This window comes from Aquirufa antheringensis, assembly GCF_004307425.1.
Classification (GTDB): Bacteria; Bacteroidota; Bacteroidia; order Cytophagales; family Spirosomataceae; genus Aquirufa; species Aquirufa antheringensis.
The window spans coordinates 56954-79608 of record NZ_SEWZ01000005.1 but is presented as its reverse complement, the minus strand read 5'-3'; the positions used below and the strand labels follow the sequence as shown (position 1 = coordinate 79608).

The window sequence follows — 22655 nt, the reverse complement described above, 5'->3', positions numbered from 1 at the left end:
TTATTTCCAGGCTTGCGCCTTTTTTTGATAACGTAATTCATCAAATTGTACAGTGGGGTCTTTTTCTTCCGGCGCATTAACAAAATGGCTAAAGCGCTTTCTAAACTCCGGATTTTCTACGGCTGCCTTCCATTCACAGACATAATTATCTACGAGACTTTGCATCTCTGACTCAAGCTCTGACCCGATTCCGAGACTATCGTTCACCACCACGTTCCGGAGATAATCCATGCCGCCATCCAATTTATTTAACCAAGTGGCAGTTCGCGTAAGTGGATCCGCCGTTTTGATGTAAAACATCAAAAAGCGATCAATGAACCGAATGCACGTTTCGCTATCAAGGTCACTCGCTAATAATAATGCATGTTGTGGTTTAGACCCCCCATTACCACAAACATGAAGGTTCCAGCCTTTCTCAGTTGCAATAATACCAAAGTCTTTGCTCTGAGCCTCAGCACATTCGCGTATACAGCCAGAAACACCCCCTTTAATTTTATGGGGTGCTCGAATTCCGCGGTAGCGTTCTTCTATTTGTATTGCAAAAGAAACTGAATCATGTAGTCCAAAGCGGCACCAGGTACTTCCAACACAACTTTTTACAGTCCTTAACGCTTTTCCATAGGCATGACCACTTTCAAAACCTGCAGCAATTAACTGCTCCCAGATTATTGGCAAATCAGATAAATGCGCTCCGAACAAATCAATTCGTTGACCACCCGTGATTTTAGTGTATAAATTAAATTCTTTGGCGACCTGACCGATAACAATCAATTTATCAGGCGTAATTTCTCCGCCGGGAATACGAGGGACTACAGAATAAGTCCCCCCTTTTTGGATGTTCGCTAAGAACCTATCATTACTATCCTGTGCAGTGTCATTCCCTTTGTCTAAAATTAATTCATTCCAAAGACTCGCTAAAATGGAAGAGACCAATGGCTTACAAGTTTCACATCCATCCCCATTTCCGTGCGCGGTCAACACCGCATCATAGGAACGGAGATCCTGCAAACGCACTAAATCTAATAATTCTTGTCTGCTGTACGCAAAGTGTTCACAAATGACATTACGCACATAAATCCCCTGCGATTTGAGGGTATAATTGACTAAATCTTTGACCATAGGAACACAACCTCCACAACCCGTCCCCGCCTTAGTACATTTCTTAATCTCTTCAATAGAAACGGCTCCATCAATCACATGACCACAAATTTCTCCTTTTGTTACGGCTTCACAGCTGCATATAACAGCTTCATCTGGCAAACTTGTCACACCAGCTCCTCCATCAGATTCTCCTCCGCGAGATCCTAAAATCACATCCTCTGGATTAGGCGGCAACACTACTTTATTTTTACAGGTTTGTAACAACAAATTATATTGTTCAGCATCTCCAATCAAAATACCTCCTAACAACTCCTTGCCATCCTTACTGATATTAATTCGTTTGTAGATACCCTTATTTTTATCTTCAAAAACAATAGAGCGCGCCTCTGATCCCGCAATAAATGGATCACCAAAACTTGCCACATCTACGCCAATTAGCTTCAATTTAGTACTCATATCAAAGCCTAAAAACACTTTTTCGGTACCTAAAATCGAAGCAACAGCAACTTCGGCCATTTCATATCCTGGTGCTACTAAGCCAAAAATCATTCCTTCAAATAAGGCACACTCACCGATAGCTAAAATGGCCGGATCGGAAGTAAACATTTGTTGATTTACGACAATTCCTCCCCTAGGTCCTACGTTAAGTTGAGCCGCAATTGCTAATTCATCTCGAGGTTTAATTCCAGCCGAAATAACTAACATATCCACGTTCAATGTACTTTCATCTTGAAAGCGCATACCCGAAATCGCTGATTCACCTACGATTTCAGTTGTATTTTTAGAAGTATGAATGGAAAGCCCAAGTGTTTCTAACTTTGATTTTAAAACAGATGAACCTGCATCATCAATTTGCCGAGGCATGAGTCGTGGCGCAAATTCAATCACATGTGTATTTGTCACGCCTAGGTCAATCATCGCTTTCGCTGCTTCTAATCCTAGCAAACCACCACCAATGACAGCACCTGTTTTCGCCTTAGGTGCCCACGCTTGCATCATTTCAAGGTCCTCAATCGTACGATAAATAAAAACACCCTCTTTTTCGACACCCGGAATGGGAGGAACAAAGGCAGAAGAACCCGTAGCTAATACAAGGTAATCGTAGGCCATGGTAAGACCACTGTGTGAACTTACCGTTTTTTCCTTTCGGTTAATGGCTAAAATAGGATCTCCCACAATTAATACGATACCCTGTTCTGTGTACCAAGAAGTAGGTGCGAGTTGAAGATCTTCAGCCGATTTGCCGCTAAAAAACTCACTTAGATGAACTCTGTCATAAGCAGGTCGAATTTCTTCACCAAAAACAGTAAGATCTAAATGTACCTCTGATTTGGCCACTAATTTTTCACAAAACTTGTAGCCCACCATACCATTACCTACGATGATAATTTTCATATTGCTTGATTATGTTAAAAAAATTGCATTTTTCCAATATAAATTAAAATCAGAAAAATAAAATTAAGCTAAATACAGTTCCAATTCGAACAGATGAAATCTTATTTTACTTTTAAAAATGCATTCTATTGCTTGATTATGGAACAAATATTAAATTCTAAAATTTTAAAAACAAATTTATTTGGTTAAATTTCAAACCTATTTTTGCGAAATTTTCAAATTTTAATCTAATTCTTTGTAATTTTTCAACCTAAAAAAATTAGTTTTTCAAAAAAAATCAGAATTTACTATAAAATCTAAACCTAGATGTATAGATTTACAGAAGCTAGCCAAAAATAGGCTGATTAAAAATTGAATAATACTAAGAAAACCTAATCGGACCCACATGAAAAAATCATGCTTATACCTCGTGGGAGCAGGACCAGGAGATCCAGAAATGATCACACTAAAAGCAATCCGCGCACTTGAGCAAGCAGACGCTATTTTGTATGATGCGCTAGCGAATGTAGATCTATTAAATTATGCTAAACCAGGATGCCACTTAGAATTTGTAGGCAAACGATTTGGGTGCCACTATTTATCGCAACAGGAAATCAATGATCGAATTGTTGAGCTTGGATACTTACACAAACGGGTTGTTCGATTAAAAGGAGGAGATCCTTTTGTATTTGGAAGAGCGCAAGAAGAAATTGAAGCGGCGGAATCTGTTGGAATGAACATCGAGATTATACCAGGTATCTCGAGTGCCTTAGCTGTTGCAGCAACTAATCGCATCCCATTGACCTGCAGAGGTATTAATGAAAGCTTTTGGGTTACAACTGGAACAAAAGCAAACGGAGAAATTTCAGAGGACATCCAATGGGCTGCTCGATCATCCGCGACAGTCGTTATTTTGATGGCAATGAGTAAGCTAGAAACCATTATGGATTTATTCTGCCAAAACGGGAAACAAGATACGCCCGTAGCCATTATTCAAAATGGAACTAGACCTGATGAAAAAAAGGTATTTGGGACAGTTAAAGATATTGTCTTCCGATGCGAAGCCGCTACAATAAGCAATCCTGCTATTATTTTAATTGGTGAAGTGGTTGCTCTTCACCCAGAAAAAATCAAACAACTTATTGAAAATCAATACATAACCACTTAAATAATGCAAACCTTACAAAAAAGTGCACTTGATTCCGAAACAGAGTATACGGAATTAATGATTCCTAGTTACGCTAATTTTGGCGGTAAAATCCATGGCGGCATTCTGCTGTCCTTAATGGATAAAGTCGCCTTTATTTGCGCCTCGAAGCACAGTGGACAATACTGCGTGACAGTAGCTGTTGAAGGAGTAGAATTTAAGCAGGCAGTCGAAGTGGGCGAACTAGTAACAATCAAAGCCTCTGTTATTTTTGTAGGTAAAACTACCATGATTGTGGGAATGCGAGTTGAATCCTTTAAGCCCACCGAGGGTATTGTTCGCCACACTAACTCCTGTTATTTTACAATGGCAGCGAAAGATTCAGAAGGAAATCTCACGGCCGTACCTGGGCTACGACTGGAAACAGACAATCAATTACGCCGTTATTGCAAAGGAAAAATCATCCGAAAACTTTCCTTAGAAAAAAGAGATTTATTAAAAAGTGCAGTTAAGGATCAATTAATACAAGATCTACGTCAAGAATGCCAAGAAACCGACAAATGTTTCCTGTCTTAATCCCTCCACATTTTCTCCACTTGCCTTACAATCTCCGGCAAATCCTGTTTTTTCATACACGCAAAATGTCCTTTAGGACAAGTCTTCGTACCAAAATTCGAACAAGGCTGACAACTTAAATCTGGGACGATGGATTGAAAAACCTGCGCTTTTGAATCAACCGGCATCAAAGGCTCCACTTGCAAAGCGGGGGAAGTAGCTCCCCAGATCGCGATTACATTCTTTTCAAAGGCACAAGCAATGTATAACAATCCGGTATCGTGTGAGATGACGACACGGGCTTTGGCAACCATCAAAGCAGATTCATGCAAAGAATAAATGCCACAGGTATTTACAATTCGCGATGGGTCCACTAATGCCAATGCATCGCCCTCTTCCTTTTCCTCCTTACCTCCTATTAATACAATCGGATGCGGAATCTGTGCACACAACGCCTGTAATGAATCCAAAGGCAATTTCTTGGTAGCATACGAAGCACCAATGACTAAAGCCACATAACCTTCTGGGAAAAAAGTGGGCTCTTTTACTTCAGATGGCACAAAATAGTCCAAACCTTTTCCATCGTAGACAACCCTTAATGGCGCTAGAGCATCCACACTGCGCAAGGAAATGTGGCGATCGGCCATTTTATTCACGTGGAATTTGGTTAACAAAAACTTCTCTATACTTAACTTATTGTACGATAAATAGGGAACCCCTAAAGCCAGGCGAATCCGCAAACTGCGCAGATTCTTGTGTAGATCGATGATGTAATCGAATTTGTAGGCCTTTAATTCCTGGATGGTGGCAGAAAGATCTTTGTCAAAATAATGAAACTGGTCCACGTAAGGATTCGCTTCAGAGACGGCTTTCATCGACTTCTTCGTCAAGAAATGAATCTCCACACCGGGAATCTGCTGCTTCGCACAACGCAAGGCCGGAGAAGCTAAAACGATGTCGCCAATGGCCGAGAAACGAATAAAAAGTAGCCGCATAGGTAAATTCTGAATTTAAAGTTAATTCATCCCGGGAGAATTTCTATTCTAAATGTTTTATTTTAAATTTAGCTATGCAACGTAGAAACTTCATTAAAGGGGGCCTCTTGGCTTCTACCCTATCTTTAAAATCCTCCATTCCGGCTTTAACGCCTATCGAATTTACACCCATCAATGCGGAAGAACGTAAGATGCGCGTGGCAAAGGCTCAGAAATTGATGGCGGAGAAGCAGATTCAGGCCATTATTTTAGATGCAGGGATTAACATGAATTATTTCACGGGCATCAGTTGGCATCCGTCGGAGCGGTCGATGTTAGCGGTCATTCCAGTGAAAGGTGAAATTAATTTTATTTGCCCGGCTTTTGAGGAAGATCGGTTTCTAGAGATGGCTCCAGCTGGAACTAAGGTTTCGATCTGGGAGGAAGATGAGAATCCTTTTGCTTTGACCACTTGTGTCTTAAAGGGTATTGGAATTGAAAAGGGCCAAATAGGTATCGACGAATTCTGTCGTTTCTTCATCTTCGATGGATTGCGTAAATCAGACGCTAGCTTTCAATTCGTGAGCGCAGATCCCATCACCATTCCTTGTAGAATAATCAAATCTTCCGCTGAGATTTCCTTGATGCAAAAAGCGAATGATGCGACGGTTAAGGCGATTCAGGCCGGAATTGCAGCTTTATCGATCGGGTGTACACCTCGTCAAATCTCACAGAAGATTGCCCAAGCTCACGCAGAGCAAGGTGCGATGCACGGTTTTGCGTCGGTGACTTTTGGGGTGGCTACTTCGTTTCCTCACGGAAGTTCGAGAAAACAGATTTTGAAATCAGGCGATGTGGTGATGTTAGATTGCGGTTGCAGCGTGGGAGGATATGAGTCGGATATAACAAGAACCGTTGTTTTTGGGGAGCCTAGCGTGAAGCAAAAACAGATCTGGGATCTAGAGAAAAAGGCGCAACAAGCGGGTTTTGAGGCCGCTAAATTAGGAGCGCCGGCGGAAAACGTAGATTTTGCCGCGCGGAAAGTATTGATTGACGCAGGCTTTGGCCCAGATTATAAATTACCGGGTCTTCCGCATCGTACCGGTCACGGGATCGGAATGAGTGGACACGAATGGGGTAATATGGTCAAAGGAAACAAGGCGCCACTAGAAATAGGCATGTGCTTTAGTATTGAACCGACGATTGCGATTCCCGGGGAATTTGGCGTACGTTTAGAGGATTGTGCCTATATGACGGCAGATGGCCCTAAATGGTTTTCAAATCCAAGCAAATCGATCTCAGAGCCGTTTTAATTCCAACACCTGATTCACACAAGACGGAATATCACGCTCATAATGACTGACGTATAATAAGGTCATGTCTGATTTTTCTGCTAAATAATCAAGCACCGACTTTAGGTGCTCTGTTTGAACACGGTCTAGTCCTTGACTTGGCTCGTCGAGTATCAAGAGTTCTGGATTCTTAACCAAAGCACGCGTAATCAATACCATACGCTGTTCCCCACCCGAAATCTGCAAGAATGATCTCTCTTTCAAATGAGCGATGCCCATTACTTGCATCCAATGATTTACTTGATCCGATTGCTCCTCGGTTAAGCGCTTAAACAACCCAAGTGTATCAAACAAACCGGAGGCCACCACCGAAAAGCAAGAACCGCCCTCCTTAAAATACAAATGCAACTCCGGACTCAAATACCCAATTTTGCGTTTAATATCCCAAATACTTTCTCCTGATCCACGCTTTCGGTCAAACAAGATGATATTCTGTGAATAAGCCTGCGGATTATCTGCCGTAATTAAACTAATCAACGTAGACTTCCCAGCCCCGTTCGGACCTTTGATGGCCCAACGCTCTCCCCTATTTACTTTCCAGCTGAAATCACGTAAGATCGTCTTCGTTCCGTATTTTATCTGCACCTTTTCCATCTTAACGGCTGTTTCGAATGAATCTAATGGTCGCAGCAAAGGCTCTGGTTTCATGGCAGATTCTTGTGACAATGGCAATTCAATCACCTGATTAATGAAATCAGGCACATCGCCAGGCGAAGAAACGAGGATGAATTGGATGCCTTTCGAGTCAAGCGATACTAATCCTTTGGTGAGAATTTCCCGGCCATTTACATCCAGACCCACATAGGGATTGTCCAAAATCAACCAATCTGGCTGGTAAGCTAATGATTTAACAATTTGCAGGCGTTTGTTCTCGCCATTGGACAATTGAATTAAGGGGCGCTTCAATAGGCTTTCTAATTCAAAAACCGAGACCCAATCCCCTAATGCCAATCCAGCTAATTCCTCCTCCACCGTATAGGCATCCTCGCAATCCGAAGAATTAAAACGCTGTTGTAAATAAAATTCAGAGAGGTTACTGCGATTCTTAAATTGATGCTGTTGCTCTACGAGCATGACATAGGCTCTTTTTTCCGGATTTCGAGAAGAAAAAAAGACCTCGCCCGTTCTAAACAATCGTCCGGCTAAGGCTTTTGCCAAAGAGGTCTTCCCTGATCCCATCGGTCCTACGATGGCCGTTTTTTGGCCAGATAAAATCTGAAAAGAGATCGATGAGACGACGGGTTTAGCTCCAAGGGAGACCGAAACGTCCGAAATTTTAGCGAGGCAATTATCCAAGAATATTTCCTATTTTTAACAAAAATAAACCTATTCGATGAAAAAAGCCTCATTCCTCTCCGGACTCTTGTTCCTGTGTAGTTTTACTATCCTTGCCCAATCTCTACCACACAGTACGCCAGAAGCAGAAGGCGTGTCTTCCGAAGCTATCATCAAATTCATCGAGGGCTATTCCTCGGACAAACACGAATTACACTCCTATATGCTGATTCGCCACGGAAAAGTGATTTCTGAGGCATGGTGGAAGCCCTATGCAGCCGATAAAAAACATACGATGTATAGTGTTTCCAAAAGCTGGACCTCCACCGCCATCGGCTTCGCCGTGGCTGAAAAGCGTCTGACGGTACAAGATAAAGTCCTTTCTTTTTTTCCAGAACATGCTGATTTGAAAGACAAACCCTTTCTAGCCGACCTACGCGTACAAGACCTCTTAACCATGTCTGCTGGTCACGAAAAAGAGCCTCTACGCAGTGTGATCGTCTTTTCACCAGACTGGGTTCGCGGATTTTTGGACTACCCTATCGCGCACAAACCCGGTACTAAGTTTTTATACAATACGTTAGCCACCTATATGTTGTCTGCGATTATCCAAAAAGTGACGGGCATGACGACTTTGGACTATTTAAAACCACGATTATTAGACCCATTGCACATCAGCGGCATCGACTGGGAATCAGACCAAAAAGGCATCAATGTGGGCGGCTGGGGCATTCGTGTGAAGACAGAAGATATGGCCAAACTCGGTTTATTGTATCTAAACAAAGGTAAATTCGAAGGCAAGCAGGTTTTGCCAGCAGCCTGGGTGGAAGAAGCCACAAGCAAACACATCGACCAAGAACCGGATGCGAGCGAAGATAAAAAGGCTAATGGACAATATGCGGATTGGTTGCAGGGCTATGGCTACCAATTTTGGCGTTCTAGAAACGGGGCATTTAGAGGCGACGGAGCCTATGGTCAGTATATTTTGATGATGCCAGCGCAAGATGCTGTGCTTATTATCACGTCAGAATCCCAGGATTTGCCTGATGATTTGAACCAGGTTTGGAAAAACTTATTGCCAGCGTTTCAAGCGAAAGCCCTTCCTTCTAATCCTTCCGGGTTAAAAGCGCTAGCCGCATTTAATGCTAGCAGACAAATTAAAGCACCGGTTTCTAGCCTACAAGCGGCTTTGCCTACGAAAAGCTATTTATTAGGAACTAACCCACTGGATTTCCGCCAATTCAAGGTCGATTCAAAAGGAACGTTAACCATCACAACTAAAGATTCCACACAGCACGAATTTAAACTGGCTCAAGGTTCTTGGGCTACAGGAAAGTCAAACCTAGTGGGCCCTTACATGTTGAGAGCTGCCAGAGTTGACTTAGCCAAAAAAGCCCCATTTGATTACGCTGGATCGTATCGATGGATTGATGCGGAGACGCTGGAGATCACCTTATTGTATTTCGAAAGTCCACACCACTGGACGATTATGCTGAAAGGCGATCAAGTATCCGTGGTCAATTCATTTGAACCCCAAAACGAAATCAAGATCCCACAACGGAAATAGGTGGGATTTCGTCGCAAAATTTGACCCGCAGGATATAAATTTCGGGATATATTCGTAAAATGAACTTAGAAACCTATTCTTACCTATGAAAAATAACAACAACACATCGCGTCGTCAGTTTTTGGCGGCCGGCTCACTCGCCACTTTAGGCCTTTTGTGGGCATCAAATTCCTCTTTTAGTTTCGCGAAACCAAACTCTGTTTTTGGAGGCGTTCAAATAGGTGCAATAACGTATTCTTTCCGCGGCATGCCGGGAGACATCAAACAAATCATCCAATACTGCGTAGAATCAGGCGTTTCAGCCATTGAATTAATGGGAGATGCCGTGGAAGATTACGCAGGACGTCCGGCAAATCCGGTACCGATGCGTTGGACACCTGGTCAACCCCGCCCTACTTTAACCGATGAACAAAAGGCAGCACTAGCACAATACCAAAAAGAGGTGGCTGCTTGGCGCGAATCTGTTTCCATGGATAAATTCAAGGAAGTGCGCAAGATGCTTGATGACGCGGGTATCTCTGTGCATGCCTACAAGCCGAATGCCTTTGGCGAGAAAAACTCAGATGCCGAGGTGGAGTCAGCTTTACGCGCTGCTAAAGTGTTAGGGGCCAAATCGGTTACTTTAGAATTACCCTCTGCTGCGCAGACACAACGTTTGGGGGCTTTAGGAGAAAAACATAAGATTTACTTTGGCTACCATACCCATACACAAGTGAAAGATACGGTGTATGATGAGGCTTTGGCCCAAAACAAATACAATTCCATCAACCTAGATGCAGGTCACTACATCGCCGTGGGAGCTCCTCACACGACCGCTTCTTTGATTGCGTTTATTGAAGCGAAACACGACCGCATCTCCAGCATGCACATTAAAGACCGTACATCGAAAGAACATGGCGCTGGAAACCTAGCTTGGGGCAATGGCGACACTCCTTTGAAAGAGTTGTTGACGTTAATGAAGAAAAATAAGTATAAATTCCCTGCGACAGTTGAACTAGAATACGAAGTTCCGGCAGGATCAACGGCAGTAGAAGAAGTGAAGAAATGCGTGGCGTATGCTAAGAATATCCTAGCTTAATATATATGCTTGTAAAAGGGGCGCCTCACCATGTGAAGCGCCCCTTTTTTTATTTATACGCATCTATCGTCTCAATACTGCCATCCGGTCGGTATTTCAACTCAGTCACTTTGATATTTCTAAGGTGGGTCTTGCCTGAGATTTCCACATCGTGGTAATATAAATACCATTTGCCACTTTGTTCTACGATCGAATGGTGGTTCGTCCATCCTTTCACCGGCTTCAAGATAACCCCTTGGTAGGTAAATGGTCCATAAGGACTAGTTCCTGTGGCATAAGCGATGTTATGGGTATCACCCGTGGAATATGAGAAATAGTATTTCCCCTGGTATTGATGTACGAAAGCAGCCTCGAAGAAACGGCGATCGTGATCCTCTGATAATAAAACCTTACCCGCTGCATCCAAAATCTGCACATTGCGTGGCGCCTCTGCCATTTGCTTCATGTTTGCATCTAAACGAGCTACTTTGGCCATCAAGGCAGGCTGACCATTGGCCGGTTGCGTCTCATCTGTCGAGCCATAGTTTCCAGACTTCCAGCGTTGTAATTGACCGCCCCAGATTCCTCCGAAATACAGATAATACGTTCCATCTTTGTCCTTAAACACACAAGGATCGATACTGAACGAACCTTTCATAAACTCTTTCTCTGCTTTGAATGGGCCCTCTGGCTTAGAGGAGGAGGCAACTCCAATGCGGAAAACACCCTCCTTGTCCTTTGCTGGGAAATACAAATAGTAGGTTCCTTTCGATTCTGCTGCATCTGGAGCCCAAAGCATCTTGGAGGCCCAAGCCACATCTTCCAGCTTTAAAGCCACCCCATGATCAACCACCGGACTTTCGGGAGTTTTTTGTGATAAAACGTGGTAATCGTTCATCGCAAAGTGACTTCCTAAATCATCTTCCTTTACTCCGGCATCGATGTCATGTGAAGGGTAAATGTAAATTTGGCCCTGAAATAGGTGGGCCGAAGGATCTGCAGTGAACATATGCGAAACCAATGGTTTCGATTGCCCCAGCGCAGTTAAACTTAATAGGCTTAAAGCGAGTATTTTTTTCATGTTCATTGGTTTATGTTAAAAGGTCTGAATTGTTTATTTTTACTTCTATGAAACCGATCGAAACCGCTTTACTGTCTTTTGGAATGTCTGGCCGCGTTTTTCACGCCCCATTCATCCAGTTACATCCTGGATTTAATTTACAAGGATCTTGGGAGCGCTCCAAGAAAACGATTGAGAATGCCTATCCTGATTCCACCTCTTTTGATTCAATGGAAGCCGTATTAGCAGACCCTTCGATCGAGTTAGTCATTGTTAATACCCCCATCTATTCGCATTTCGAATATGCTACCGCCGCCTTGAAAGCCGGAAAGCACATCGTGGTAGAGAAAGCCTTTACTTGCAACGCGGCTGAGGCAGAAAAGCTCGTATCGTTAGGGAAAGAAGTGAATAAAAAGATTTTTGTTTACCAAAACCGCCGTTGGGATTCCGATTTCCTAACGCTGAAAAAGGTACACGAATCAGGTGTATTAGGCGATATCGTCGAAGCTGAGTTTCACTTTGATCGCTACAATCCATTGATGTCTCCTAAACGACATAAAGAAGAGGCAGGTCCCGGCGCTGGAATTGTGACCGATTTAGGGCCTCATTTAATCGATCAAGCTTTGCACTTATTTGGAAAACCTACACACGTTTTCGCCGATTTACGCAAAACAAGACCAGGTACGGAGGTCATCGACTTGTTCGAGATTCTGTTGTATTATCCAGCCTTACGCGTTCGCTTAAAAAGTGGTTATTACTTCAAAGAACCCATTCCTGCCTTCCAATTGCACGGAACGAAAGGCAGTTTCATCAAAACCCGTTCCGATCGCCAAGAAGTTGATTTAGACAAAGGCCACGTTCCGATAGGTGAAAATTGGGGTGTGGATGCTCCAAGTGAATACGGATTTTTACACGTGGATGGAAGCAGTCCAGAGCGCGTTGCTTCTGAAAAAGGCGAGTATATGGCATTCTATGAAAATGTTTTCCAATCTTTGCGTTACGGAGCGGTACCAGCAGTACCTGGAGAAGATGGAATCGCCAGTATGCGTGTCATCGATGCCGCCTATGAAAGTCTAGAAAAACAAGCAGTTATCTCGTATTAAAATGGAATTATTCAATCAATTTGAGCCTGAATTAAGTAAAAAGATTCAACAAGCCGGTGTCGTTCGTAAATTCAAAACGGATGATTACTTGATGAAAACAGGACAATCCATTCGTTCAGCTGTCTTGGTAACGAAAGGAATTATCAAAGTATTCCGCGAAGACGAGGAAGGTAACGAAGTTTTTATGTACAACCTGCATCCGGGTGAGGCTTGTGCCATTTCCATGACTTGCGCGGCGAGACAATTATCCTCTCAGATTATGGCCAAAGCCCTTGTAGACACTGAAGTCATCGCCATTCCAGTAGAATTAATGGACGAATGGGCCGCTAAATACAAGTCTTGGTACCAATTTGTGTTAGAGACCTACCGTTCTCGCTTTGAAGAATTATTGGACACCTTAGATCAAATCGCGTTTAGAAATCTGGATGAGCGCTTGCTTTGGTACCTAAAGCAGCATCAAAAAAGCTTAAAAACAAACATTTTAAAGGCTTCCTTCACCGATATTGCCCAAGAATTAAACTCTTCACGCGAAGTCATTTCTCGCTTGATGAAGAAGTTAGCCGAGAAAGGCTACATTAAAATCAATAAAAACCAGATTGAGATTGTGGATTTAAGGGGACTGTGATTTTCATCACGGACTAAGTCCCATTTTAGCGGCAATTTGCAGGCCTAAATACAAAAGCATGCAAAAAAACGCCTTATTCATCCTATTCTTATTCTTATTTTCAGCTACATTGGTAGCTCAGCACCAAGAAATTCATACGCCTCCGCATCTTTGGAAAGGTAAAAAAAGTGTCGCGGAGGATTCTACTTCCTTATTATTCGCTTTTAAACATGGAAAAGTACACGGTAATCTACGCTACTTTTTCATGGCCACAGAGAATCAAGATCATTTAACCGACGCCCATGCAAATGCAATGGGTGGTGGACTTTTTTATGAAACAGCTTCCTTTAGAGGATTTCAATTCGGAGTAGGTGGTTATTTTATCTACAATGTAGGTTCATCCGACATGACCCACATTGACCCTTACACTCAAACGGTCAGTCGTTATGAAACATCCCTATTCGACCTGGAAAATTTAGCCAACAAGCACGACTTAGATCGATTAGAAGAATTATACCTGAAATACAACTTTAAAAAATCTCACATTGCTTTAGGAAAACAGCTCATTAATACGCCATTCATCAATTTACAAGATGGAAGAATGCGCCCTACGGAGGTAGGCGGATTGTTTGGCGAGATTTTCCCAGGGAAAAAGAATAAACTAGAGGGAGGATACTTGTATGAAATTTCTCCACGCGGAACGGTGGATTGGTATGGTATAGGGGAGTCTATTGGAATTTACCCAAATGGCACGAATGTAAATGGGACAAAAGGGAATTACAAAGGGAATATTGAATCCAATGGGGTCTATCTTCTAGGATACACACACCAATTGCCTCAAGGCAACTCGCTTAAGCTTTGGAATGTGTATGTGGATAATGTATTCAACACGACTATGTTGCAATGGGATTTGAAACGGGGTGCTTGGGTAGCTGGAGTCCAATACACACAACAACACGCGGTTAACGAGGGTGGAAACGAAGACCCTACTAAAACCTATTTTTCACCTGATCAACATTCACGTGTGATTAGTACGAAGGTAGGTTATGAGACCGGAAATTGGAAAACTTCCCTTAATTATACACGCATCACCGCTGAAGGCCGTTATTTAATGCCGCGTGAATGGGGACGTGATCCTTTTTATACTTTTATGCCTCGGGAACGAAATGAAGGTTTTGGGGATGTGAATGCCTACGTAGGGAAAGTCAATTATGCTTTTGCCAAAGCTCCTCTAAAGGCTAGCCTCAGCTATGGCTATTTTCAACTACCAGATGTAAAGAACTATATGTTGAACAAATATGGCTTGCCTAGCTACACGCAATTGAATCTAGATCTTACCTATGAGTTTACTGATTTCTTAGAAGGTGTAGACATCCAGGCTTTATATGTTCACAAAGCAAACCAAGGAGAAACCTACCAGAATGAAAAATACATCATCAATAAGGTCAATATGAGCAATTATAACCTGATTTTAAACTTTCACTTTTGATGAAAACTTTTTTTAGGCTTGTGATAAAAATCACGAATTAGCTCTAAAAATGGCTCCAAATTTGTATCAACAAAAAACAATAATAAACGCATGGAAATTATAGGTTATTTCGCCTCCCTACTTATCGGAATTTCACTGGGCTTAATCGGCGGTGGTGGTTCCATTTTAACAGTACCCGTATTAGTTTACCTTTTCGGAGTTGACCCCATTTTAGCAACCGCTTATTCCCTTTTCGTGGTAGGTGCTAGTTCATTAGTAGGCGCATTCCCTAAGTACAAGCAAGGTTTAATCAACGTAAAAACGGCTGTCATTTTCGGTATCCCATCCATCGCAGCCGTTTATGCCACTAGAAAATTCATTGTTCCTCTGATCCCCTCAGAGGTATTCACACTAGGAGACTTCGTGGTAACTAAATCCATTTTAATGATGGTTTTATTTGCCATCCTAATGGTAGCGGCTTCCATCTCCATGATTCGCGGTAAATGCGAACAGTGTGAAAAGGAAAAATTAGGTACTTACGTAGAAGAAGAGCAAGTGTTCAACTACCCAATGATCCTATTAGAAGGAGCTGTAGTAGGTACATTAACCGGCTTAGTAGGTGCTGGCGGAGGATTCTTAATCATACCAGCCTTAGTCATGCTTTCTAAATTATCTATGAAACAAGCAGTAGGGACTTCCCTATTGATCATCGCCGCTAAATCATTAATCGGATTTACAGGAGATTTAGGTCACCAAGTCATCGATTGGAACTTATTGTTAATCGTTACAGGTCTTGCTATTGTAGGTATTTTCTTAGGCGATATCATTAGTAAAAAAGTAGACGGAAATAAATTAAAAGTAGGTTTTGGATGGTTTGTTTTAGTGATGGGTATCTATATCCTGATCCAGCAATTAGCCTTCCCATTAAAATAAATAAACACATTCACAGCATAATAATTACGAAAATGAAAGTAGAACAAATTTACACTGGATGTTTAGCACAAGGTGCTTATTACATCGAGAACAACGGAGAAGCAGCGATTATCGATCCACTTCGTGAAGTACAACCTTATATCGAGAAAGCAGAGCGTAACGGAGCTAAAATCAAGTATGTATTCGAAACTCACTTCCATGCTGACTTCGTTTCTGGTCACATTGACTTATCTGCCAAAACAGGCGCTCCTATCGTTTACGGTCCAAACGCTGCTTGTCAATTCGAATGTATCACGGCGACAGATGGCCAAGAATTCCCATTAGGAAATGCGACCATCCGTGTGATTCACACACCTGGTCACACGATGGAATCCACTTGTTTCCTTTTGATCGATGAAAATGGCAAGGAGACTAGTTTGTTCTCTGGTGACACCTTATTCATCGGTGATGTAGGTCGTCCAGATTTGGCACAAAAAGTGAAGGCTGACTTAACAGAAGATATCTTAGCGGGTCATTTATTCGATTCATTACGTAACAAAATCATGCCTTTAGCAGATGATATCATCGTCTATCCTGCGCACGGTGCGGGTTCTGCATGCGGTAAAAACATGAGCAAAGAGACAACGGATACATTGGGCAACCAAAAGAAGACCAACTATGCATTGAATCCAGCTTTAACAAGAGAAGCATTCAAAAAAGAGGTTTTAACAGGATTAGTTGCACCTCCAGCTTATTTCCCTTTGAACGTTTTGATGAATATTCAAGGATATGATTCAATTGACAAAGTATTAGAGCGCGGCCAACATGCCTTAAGTCCAGAAGGATTTGAAGCAGCAGCTAACGAAACGAGCGCGTTAATCTTAGATACACGTGATCCTCAAACTTTCGCAGCTGGATTCGTACCTAACTCGATTAACATCGGTATCGATGGATCTTTTGCTCCATGGGTAGGTGCTATGATTCCAGACATCAAACAAGAAATCTTGTTAGTCACTGATGAGGGACGCGAGGAAGAAGTAATTACACGTTTAGCGCGTGTGGGTTATGACTTCACGATTGGCTATCTAAAAGGTGGATTTGCGTCTTGGAAAGCTGCAGGTAAGGAGTTTGACCAAATCGAATCTATCGAACCAGCTGAAGCATTCAAACGCGTACAAGCAGGCGAAGGTGAAATCATCGACGTTCGTAAGAATTCAGAATATTTATCTGAGCACGTGATTGATGTAGAAAATGCTCCTTTGGATTTCATCAATGATAGCATGTTGAAAATCGACAAAAACAAGACTTACTTTGTGCACTGCGCAGGTGGTTACCGTTCGATGATTTTCAACTCTACCCTAAGAGCTCGTGGATACGATAACTTAATTGATATTAATGGTGGCTTCAAGGCGATCAAGGAGTCAGGTAAGTTCCAAGTGTCTGATTATGTATGTCCTTCAACCCTTTTATAATCATGGAAGATTTATTATCAAATCCAGCAACTACGGTTGTTGATGTCAGAGAAACAGGTGAATTTGCTGGTGGCCACTATAAAGGCGCGATCAATATTCCTCTGGGTATTATTCCCTTACGATTAGATGAATTCAAAGCAATGAACGGCCCCATTGTCGTTTACTGCAGAAGCGGTAATCGTTCAGGTATGGCGATGAACTTGTTAAAGCAAGCAGGTCTCTCTGAGGTGTATAATGGCGGAGGATTACAGGATATGTTAATTTACCAAAACTAATATGCTAGCTAGCCTAACACAAAATTGGGGTTTCATGCGCATTATCCGCCTAGTCATAGGTGGATATGCGCTTGTTGAAGCTATTCGTGCATCAGATGTACTGATTGGCATCATGGGCACCGTACTTGTAGGCATGGCCTTATTCAATCTAGGCTGTGGCGCACAAGGTTGTGGTGTACCTACCTCTCGCACTAAAACCACTCATTCAGATGACGTTGATTATGAAGAAGTTCTTTCAAAATAAGAGTTGGCAGATCTTGGGTGGACTTTTGGGCGGAATTGCCGGATATTTCTACTGGAAAGAAATTGGTTGTGTTACGGGCACCTGCCCCATTACCAGTAAGCCCCTGAATAGCATTATTTATTTCGCCGTTTTAGCTTATTTTGTAACGGGGACGATGGCAGGATTTAGAGCACAAAGAATAAAGCACAAAGAATAGAGATGGTGAATGGTAAGTGGTAAATGGTAAATGCTGAATTTTTCCTCCGGACTATTTCCCTCCGGACTGACTACTGGCCACTGACTACTGCCCACTGCTCACTGAATACTGATTACTAACAATTAAATACCCTTACAATGGAAACAATTACCCAACCCTGGCCTTGGTACACGGCAGGAATTATTATCGGACTTATCGTTCCGGCCTTATTGATTTTAGGCAACAAGCACTTTGGCATTTCAGCGAATTTACGTCACGCCTGCGCTGTCTGCTTACCCAGCAATATCCCATTCTTCAAGTATGATTGGAGAAAAGAAACCTGGAATTTCTTCTTCGTAGGAGGTATTCTAGTGGGTGGTATTATCTCAACACTTTATTTAGGATCAGGAGATGCCGTTATTGTACATCCAGATTTAGCTCAGGAATTAGCGAGTTATGGCATTACGGACTTCTCAGGCATGGTACCTGCCCAATTATTTTCTTTTGAATCCTTATTTACTGTTCGTGGCCTAGTTATGATGGTAGGCGGCGGATTTCTAGTTGGATTCGGTGCGCGTTACGCAGGCGGATGTACTTCTGGACATGCGATTATGGGTCTATCTGACTTACAGTGGCCCTCATTAGTGGCTACCATCTGCTTTATGATAGGTGGTTTTATTATGGCTAATTTCATTTTACCCTTCATCTTACACTTATAATACCCATGGAAAATAAGACAAATCAACACACAAATCCAGCTGATTTTGAAGTACGTTCATTAGACACCATGTGTGTAAATGAATCGGAATTAAAGCACCCTTGGTACTATAACCTAAAATATAGCCTAGTTGGCGTTATTTTTGGCATTGTATTCATTAAAGCAGAAATCATCTCTTGGTTCAGAATTCAAGAAATGTTCCGCCTTCAAAGCTTCCACATGTACGGGGTGATCGGAACGGCTGTAGTGGTAGGAGCTATCTCTGTATTTTTAATCAAGAAATTCAAGGTTAAAACCATACACGGAGAGGAAATTACTTTTACGGACAAGAAGTTTAATAAGGGCCAAATCATAGGTGGCTTAACTTTTGGTCTAGGATGGGCTTTAACTGGAGCTTGCCCAGGTCCTCTTTTCGCACAAGTAGGTTCAGGTGCCATCGTCATTCTAGTCGTTATTCTTAGTGCAACGGCGGGAACTTGGGTATATGGTAAGTTCAGAGATCAATTGCCGCATTAGGAGATACGAGAGTATAGATTATAGAGTAGAGATACTTCACTCAAATTCAAAAGCTAGCATCAGCACAAACTGCATGCTAGCTTTTTTTATGTCCCTTAAACACAAAAATAGGATGCCGAACCTAATCAACACCCTATCTCTACTCTATAATCTATACTCTCTACTCTATATTCTCTACTCTCCTATCTAAACGTATAATCCACCCCAGTCACTTGACTCAACAAATCTTGTGGCCCGTCTAATATCTTCGCATCGTGGCGTAAGATGGGTGTAACGGGAGAGAATTTTGCTAAGTACTCCTTCATCATCGAGTGTAAAGTATAGGCCGTATTAGTTGCCTCTTTTACTCCTTTCATACGGCACAGCATATCTTCTGGATCGCCATCACGCTCACAAGCGCACAAGGTATACAGCCGGTTTTTATCTAATTCAGCGCCCGCAATGGTCACTTTTTGTACACGATGTCCTACTCGCTCAAAAGCTTTGAATTCGACTTGCATTCCTTTAAAACGGATAAGCCAGCCACCAAAACGTTTGGAAGCATCCTGGGCAAACACATTCTGCATCTCTTTTTCTAACCAATCTAAAATCTGTTGCCCAGATGCTTTCGCTGTACGGATAGTACTATCCACCGGTAACATATCGTATAAATAGCCCTCCGTAATCGCTACTTTCCCATCTTTTCCTGGGACGCGTGGAGGGCAAAAACGGAATCCATTGGATAGAACAACATCCGCATTTACTTTCCATTTTAAAGCATCTACAATCATCGTATCGATGGTATTCTCTACCACAAAGTTGCGGTAAAGAGGGACCGTGCTATAGCCCAATACTTTATTAATTTCTTCCTTGTACGGCTTCTCTAAGTCTTGAACTAAAGCTTTGATCGCTGGATCGGCGGGGTATTTGATGGGATCGACTTCCACTAATTCATAGGTAGAACCTAGGACTTTACCATCCTTAACTTGAATATCGAGTTTGCCAATAAACGAACCAAAGGCTCCTGGCTCCACAATCTTCGTGTATTCCGCTTGAATCGGTTTACGAACCCTTTCATGCGTATCTGCCCCAAAAATATAGTCTACTCCCTGGCAATCGGGATGATTGCCCAAGGCAATTTGCTGAGATAAACCCAAGTGAGATAAGATAATCACAAAGTCACATTGCTCTTGCTCGCGCAAAAGCGTCACGTATTCTTTCAGATTATCCTCTGGTTTGGTATAAATAATTCCTTTTGAATACAAAGGGGATTGACGTAAAGGAACTAAAGGGTCTGTATAGCCCAAGAAGCCGATCTTTATTCCCATGCGGTGCATGATTTGGTAGGGTTGAAAGATCAGTTCACCTTTCTTTCCATCACCTAAATCGTGGTACATGTTCGCGCAAATTTTGGGAGCTAATAAACCACCCAATAATTTCTGCATATTCTTTTTATAATAAACAACCTCCCAGTTTCCTGGTAAATACAGATCATAATCCATCGCATTTAACAAAGGAACGAATGCCTGCCCCGTTGTTTTCACAGAGAGCATACTTCCTTGGAACATGTCTCCCGTGTCGAGCGTGATGGTATTCTGAGGATTTTTCTCCTTTAATTTCTGTAAAGCGGTGGCCATATGGGGGTATCCTCCAGCCTTGCGAAAGGTCAACTCATTATTTTCCCAAAACAATTCATCATGCGCATGCAATTGACAGTGCACATCCGTGGTTTGGAGAATTGTTATTTGACCAGATCCAGCGATTGATTTTGTTGATAAAGTAGTATTCTCTGCATTTTTAGCTTGTAAGCCTACAGGCGTTAACGCTGCCACACTCGTCAGTATTCCGCCTTGTAAAAATTTTCTTCTAGAGTTCATTCGGTTTATTTTTTAGACTTCTTGTGTTTCGCAATCCATTCTTTAATCGGCTTATATGGGCCATATTTATGTTGTTCTTCCGTAAAAGGATCAGCATAAGGGCCAAAAGGATGGTCAAAAGGCTTGCCCGCGACATCTGGCCAGTCCTTGCTTAAGTCTTTAGCCGGTCGTGGCATGGAATTGACATAAGCCGCTAAATCCCAAGCTTCCTCATCTGTCAACTGCGGTTTCTCGTAATTCGCTCCTAATGGCATGTTGTATTTCACATACCCAGCAAAATTCGACATCCGGTAAAGCCCAGCGCCATGATTATAACTATGAGGTCCCCAAAGTGGTGGATAAGTATACGACTTCCCATTTTCAGCCAGCACGCCACCGCCATCTGCCTGATGACAGGACTGGCATTTAGCTGCGTAAACTTCCGCACCTTTAGCGGGATCAATCGCGCGTTTTAAGCCTTTTAATTTGAAAATCCCTGATCCTTTAGGTGACTTGTCTTTCTTCACATCCGTGCCTAGCCATTTAATATAGGCCAAAATAGCCCGCATCTCCTTACTTTCAGCCGCTAATGCCTGGCCATTTAAGCTACGTTCAAAACAATCATTGACCCGCTTAACCTGATCTTCAATGGCCCCTGAACGAGCTCTGAATTTAGGATAGGTAGATTGTACCGCGAAATAATTATTTCCCCAAGGTTGCGTACCTGCATTCAAGTGGCAGTTTTGGCAATTCATGCCATTGGAAATAGCCTTAACAGAACCCTTTGGCCCTAAATAATCAGATGTGTGGCCAATTAACTCTTTACCATATTCCACTAGTGCTTTCTCCTCTGGCTTTAGATACATCATTCGCCAATCCGATGGTGCCGTCCAAAGATGAGTAAAGTTAGAATCTGGCTCCACATAAACTTGAGTAGAATCAGTGGCATCACTAGCTGTACTAACATGGGAGAACCCTAAATACCCCAAAAGACCAAACAGGGCAATTAATAAGGCATAAAGGAATACTTGTAATAAGCCTGGCTGAGTTGAATTTGAACTTGTATTAGACATAGAGGTACTATATTTAAAGCTATTAACGTACAAAAGACTAGATAAATCAGCATAAACGCTGTGACTTTTGTCACTATTACGATAAATGATTACATTTTTTCAGTAGGCGTTGTCACGATTGCGTCAAATTCGGCTTTGGTAATAAAAACAGGGGTGTAAGTGCCTCCCGCATTTGTCAAATTCTTGAAAAAAGAACGTAAGTGGTTGCGGCTACCTTTGTTTAAAAAATCATACACTAATTTAACATCTTGATTATTAGTTACTGCAATGGATTTATTCAAATCAAAAATATCCAATTCCTCAATTTTTGCCCCCACTTGATAGGCCGCTAATATGCTCCCATTTCCTTGGCTTACTAGCGCATTATACAGTGATTGAAGATCTGCATTAGCAAAAACGCCGCGTGGATTTTTATCCATAGGATCGACTAATTGGTATTTAGTTATAATCGTTAACATCGCCTCCATGTGGCTCAATTCGCTATTGGGGATGTTTTGAAAAATCTTAACCCCATATTTATCAAACATCGCTTGATAGACATCGTAGGCTAACTTTTCCTCCTCTCGAATAAACAAAACACGCTGCTTTTCAGCCGAGTCTAATGGTTCTACAGGCAAACTAGAGACTGTAGCTTGAATGGCGGACAAACTTTGAGACGAATTGCCTTGATCATCCCCTAGAGGACCTCCTTTTTCACAACTACTTAAAAAGACAAGAACAGCAACGAACGATAGGACCTTTTTCATATGAGATTATTTATATTTTTCTCAAAGGTAGGGTGCCTCTTACTGCCTAAGC

Annotated in this window: 22 protein-coding genes; 15 read left to right on the top strand and 7 right to left on the bottom strand. The window is 42.2% G+C overall.

Annotated elements, in window-relative coordinates; all coding sequences use genetic code 11:
* On the bottom strand, positions 1-2496 hold the full coding sequence (nirB, locus tag EWU21_RS11075) for a nitrite reductase large subunit NirB (RefSeq protein ID WP_130897032.1): 2496 nt from the start codon (positions 2494-2496) through the stop codon (positions 1-3).
* Between the two features lie 385 nt (positions 2497-2881).
* Here nirB and cobA point away from each other — a divergent pair, with 385 nt between their 5' ends.
* Positions 2882-3643 carry a uroporphyrinogen-III C-methyltransferase gene (cobA, locus tag EWU21_RS11070; protein WP_130897031.1) on the top strand — a complete coding sequence of 254 codons (762 nt, stop codon included), beginning with the start codon at positions 2882-2884 and terminating at the stop codon, positions 3641-3643.
* Between the two features lie 3 nt (positions 3644-3646).
* The gene (locus EWU21_RS11065) at positions 3647-4198 is read left to right on the top strand and encodes an acyl-CoA thioesterase (protein ID WP_130897030.1); all 552 of its coding nucleotides are present in this window, start codon (positions 3647-3649) and stop codon (positions 4196-4198) included.
* Here EWU21_RS11065 and EWU21_RS11060 read toward each other — a convergent pair.
* The gene (locus EWU21_RS11060; protein ID WP_130897029.1) at positions 4195-5172 is read right to left on the bottom strand and encodes a glycosyltransferase family 9 protein; all 978 of its coding nucleotides are present in this window, start codon (positions 5170-5172) and stop codon (positions 4195-4197) included. The genes EWU21_RS11065 and EWU21_RS11060 overlap by 4 nt on opposite strands.
* A gap of 74 nt (positions 5173-5246) precedes the next feature.
* Here EWU21_RS11060 and EWU21_RS11055 point away from each other — a divergent pair, with 74 nt between their 5' ends.
* Positions 5247-6464: a M24 family metallopeptidase gene (locus tag EWU21_RS11055; RefSeq protein ID WP_130897028.1), complete on the top strand. Its 1218-nt coding sequence runs from the start codon at positions 5247-5249 to the stop codon at positions 6462-6464.
* Here the strand turns inward: EWU21_RS11055 and EWU21_RS11050 are convergent.
* On the bottom strand, positions 6450-7799 hold the full coding sequence (locus EWU21_RS11050) for an ATP-binding cassette domain-containing protein (RefSeq protein ID WP_201738110.1): 1350 nt from the start codon (positions 7797-7799) through the stop codon (positions 6450-6452). The genes EWU21_RS11055 and EWU21_RS11050 overlap by 15 nt on opposite strands.
* A gap of 37 nt (positions 7800-7836) precedes the next feature.
* Between EWU21_RS11050 and EWU21_RS11045 the strand changes: the two genes are divergently transcribed.
* Positions 7837-9345 (top strand): serine hydrolase domain-containing protein, encoded by a 1509-nt coding sequence (locus tag EWU21_RS11045; protein ID WP_130897027.1) that lies wholly within the window; start codon positions 7837-7839, stop codon positions 9343-9345.
* An 85-nt stretch (positions 9346-9430) separates the two neighbouring features.
* Positions 9431-10423 (top strand): sugar phosphate isomerase/epimerase family protein, encoded by a 993-nt coding sequence (locus EWU21_RS11040; RefSeq protein WP_130897026.1) that lies wholly within the window; start codon positions 9431-9433, stop codon positions 10421-10423.
* A gap of 49 nt (positions 10424-10472) precedes the next feature.
* Here the strand turns inward: EWU21_RS11040 and EWU21_RS11035 are convergent, their stop codons facing one another.
* Positions 10473-11483, bottom strand: coding sequence for a glycoside hydrolase family 43 protein (locus tag EWU21_RS11035; RefSeq protein ID WP_236633222.1), 1011 nt, complete (start codon positions 11481-11483; stop codon positions 10473-10475).
* A gap of 47 nt (positions 11484-11530) precedes the next feature.
* Between EWU21_RS11035 and EWU21_RS11030 the strand changes: the two genes are divergently transcribed.
* The 10 genes from EWU21_RS11030 to EWU21_RS10985 all read left to right on the top strand — a co-directional run bounded on the left by EWU21_RS11030 (position 11531) and on the right by EWU21_RS10985 (position 18949).
* Positions 11531-12565 carry a Gfo/Idh/MocA family oxidoreductase gene (locus EWU21_RS11030; RefSeq protein WP_130897024.1) on the top strand — a complete coding sequence of 345 codons (1035 nt, stop codon included), beginning with the start codon at positions 11531-11533 and terminating at the stop codon, positions 12563-12565.
* Between the two features lies 1 nt (position 12566).
* On the top strand, positions 12567-13190 hold the full coding sequence (locus tag EWU21_RS11025; RefSeq protein ID WP_130897023.1) for a Crp/Fnr family transcriptional regulator: 624 nt from the start codon (positions 12567-12569) through the stop codon (positions 13188-13190).
* Between the two features lie 58 nt (positions 13191-13248).
* Positions 13249-14658: a hypothetical protein gene (locus EWU21_RS11020; protein WP_130897022.1), complete on the top strand. Its 1410-nt coding sequence runs from the start codon at positions 13249-13251 to the stop codon at positions 14656-14658.
* Positions 14659-14748: 90 nt separating this feature from the next.
* On the top strand, positions 14749-15570 hold the full coding sequence (locus tag EWU21_RS11015) for a sulfite exporter TauE/SafE family protein (protein WP_130897021.1): 822 nt from the start codon (positions 14749-14751) through the stop codon (positions 15568-15570).
* Between the two features lie 32 nt (positions 15571-15602).
* Positions 15603-17021, top strand: a complete 1419-nt coding sequence (locus EWU21_RS11010) for an MBL fold metallo-hydrolase (protein WP_130897020.1) — start codon at positions 15603-15605, stop codon at positions 17019-17021.
* 2 nt (positions 17022-17023) lie between these two features.
* Positions 17024-17296 (top strand): rhodanese-like domain-containing protein, encoded by a 273-nt coding sequence (locus EWU21_RS11005; RefSeq protein WP_130897019.1) that lies wholly within the window; start codon positions 17024-17026, stop codon positions 17294-17296.
* Position 17297: 1 nt separating this feature from the next.
* Complete coding sequence (locus tag EWU21_RS11000; protein ID WP_130897018.1) at positions 17298-17540, top strand: hypothetical protein; 243 nt, start codon at positions 17298-17300, stop codon at positions 17538-17540.
* Positions 17518-17736 (top strand): hypothetical protein, encoded by a 219-nt coding sequence (locus EWU21_RS10995; protein ID WP_130897017.1) that lies wholly within the window; start codon positions 17518-17520, stop codon positions 17734-17736. The genes EWU21_RS11000 and EWU21_RS10995 overlap by 23 nt, the downstream gene beginning before the upstream one ends.
* 137 nt (positions 17737-17873) lie before the next feature.
* Positions 17874-18434, top strand: coding sequence for a YeeE/YedE family protein (locus EWU21_RS10990; protein ID WP_130897016.1), 561 nt, complete (start codon positions 17874-17876; stop codon positions 18432-18434).
* A 68-nt stretch (positions 18435-18502) separates the two neighbouring features.
* Positions 18503-18949, top strand: a complete 447-nt coding sequence (locus EWU21_RS10985; RefSeq protein WP_236633223.1) for a DUF6691 family protein — start codon at positions 18503-18505, stop codon at positions 18947-18949.
* Positions 18950-19131: 182 nt separating this feature from the next.
* Here the strand turns inward: EWU21_RS10985 and EWU21_RS10980 are convergent, their stop codons facing one another.
* From EWU21_RS10980 to EWU21_RS10970, 3 genes are all read right to left on the bottom strand, one after another.
* A complete protein-coding gene (locus EWU21_RS10980; RefSeq protein WP_130897014.1) occupies positions 19132-20805 on the bottom strand; it encodes a bifunctional metallophosphatase/5'-nucleotidase in 1674 nt (557 codons plus the stop codon).
* Between the two features lie 5 nt (positions 20806-20810).
* Positions 20811-21857: a c-type cytochrome gene (locus tag EWU21_RS10975; protein ID WP_130897013.1), complete on the bottom strand. Its 1047-nt coding sequence runs from the start codon at positions 21855-21857 to the stop codon at positions 20811-20813.
* Between the two features lie 89 nt (positions 21858-21946).
* Entirely contained in the window at positions 21947-22603 is a 657-nt protein-coding gene (locus EWU21_RS10970) for a DUF2202 domain-containing protein (protein ID WP_130897012.1), read from the bottom strand.
* Between the last annotated feature and the right edge of the window lie 52 nt (positions 22604-22655).

Coding starts and splice junctions, on each gene's coding strand:
- nirB (WP_130897032.1), bottom strand. CDS start 2,496: ATGAAAATTATCATCGTAGGTAATGGTATGGTGGGCTACAAGTTTTGT.
- cobA (WP_130897031.1), top strand. CDS start 2,882: ATGAAAAAATCATGCTTATACCTCGTGGGAGCAGGACCAGGAGATCCA.
- EWU21_RS11065 (WP_130897030.1), top strand. CDS start 3,647: ATGCAAACCTTACAAAAAAGTGCACTTGATTCCGAAACAGAGTATACG.
- EWU21_RS11060 (WP_130897029.1), bottom strand. CDS start 5,172: ATGCGGCTACTTTTTATTCGTTTCTCGGCCATTGGCGACATCGTTTTA.
- EWU21_RS11055 (WP_130897028.1), top strand. CDS start 5,247: ATGCAACGTAGAAACTTCATTAAAGGGGGCCTCTTGGCTTCTACCCTA.
- EWU21_RS11045 (WP_130897027.1), top strand. CDS start 7,837: ATGAAAAAAGCCTCATTCCTCTCCGGACTCTTGTTCCTGTGTAGTTTT.
- EWU21_RS11040 (WP_130897026.1), top strand. CDS start 9,431: ATGAAAAATAACAACAACACATCGCGTCGTCAGTTTTTGGCGGCCGGC.
- EWU21_RS11035 (WP_236633222.1), bottom strand. CDS start 11,483: ATGAAAAAAATACTCGCTTTAAGCCTATTAAGTTTAACTGCGCTGGGG.
- EWU21_RS11030 (WP_130897024.1), top strand. CDS start 11,531: ATGAAACCGATCGAAACCGCTTTACTGTCTTTTGGAATGTCTGGCCGC.
- EWU21_RS11025 (WP_130897023.1), top strand. CDS start 12,567: ATGGAATTATTCAATCAATTTGAGCCTGAATTAAGTAAAAAGATTCAA.
- EWU21_RS11020 (WP_130897022.1), top strand. CDS start 13,249: ATGCAAAAAAACGCCTTATTCATCCTATTCTTATTCTTATTTTCAGCT.
- EWU21_RS11015 (WP_130897021.1), top strand. CDS start 14,749: ATGGAAATTATAGGTTATTTCGCCTCCCTACTTATCGGAATTTCACTG.
- EWU21_RS11010 (WP_130897020.1), top strand. CDS start 15,603: ATGAAAGTAGAACAAATTTACACTGGATGTTTAGCACAAGGTGCTTAT.
- EWU21_RS11005 (WP_130897019.1), top strand. CDS start 17,024: ATGGAAGATTTATTATCAAATCCAGCAACTACGGTTGTTGATGTCAGA.
- EWU21_RS11000 (WP_130897018.1), top strand. CDS start 17,298: ATGCTAGCTAGCCTAACACAAAATTGGGGTTTCATGCGCATTATCCGC.
- EWU21_RS10995 (WP_130897017.1), top strand. CDS start 17,518: ATGAAGAAGTTCTTTCAAAATAAGAGTTGGCAGATCTTGGGTGGACTT.
- EWU21_RS10990 (WP_130897016.1), top strand. CDS start 17,874: ATGGAAACAATTACCCAACCCTGGCCTTGGTACACGGCAGGAATTATT.
- EWU21_RS10985 (WP_236633223.1), top strand. CDS start 18,503: ATGTGTGTAAATGAATCGGAATTAAAGCACCCTTGGTACTATAACCTA.
- EWU21_RS10980 (WP_130897014.1), bottom strand. CDS start 20,805: ATGAACTCTAGAAGAAAATTTTTACAAGGCGGAATACTGACGAGTGTG.
- EWU21_RS10975 (WP_130897013.1), bottom strand. CDS start 21,857: ATGTCTAATACAAGTTCAAATTCAACTCAGCCAGGCTTATTACAAGTA.
- EWU21_RS10970 (WP_130897012.1), bottom strand. CDS start 22,603: ATGAAAAAGGTCCTATCGTTCGTTGCTGTTCTTGTCTTTTTAAGTAGT.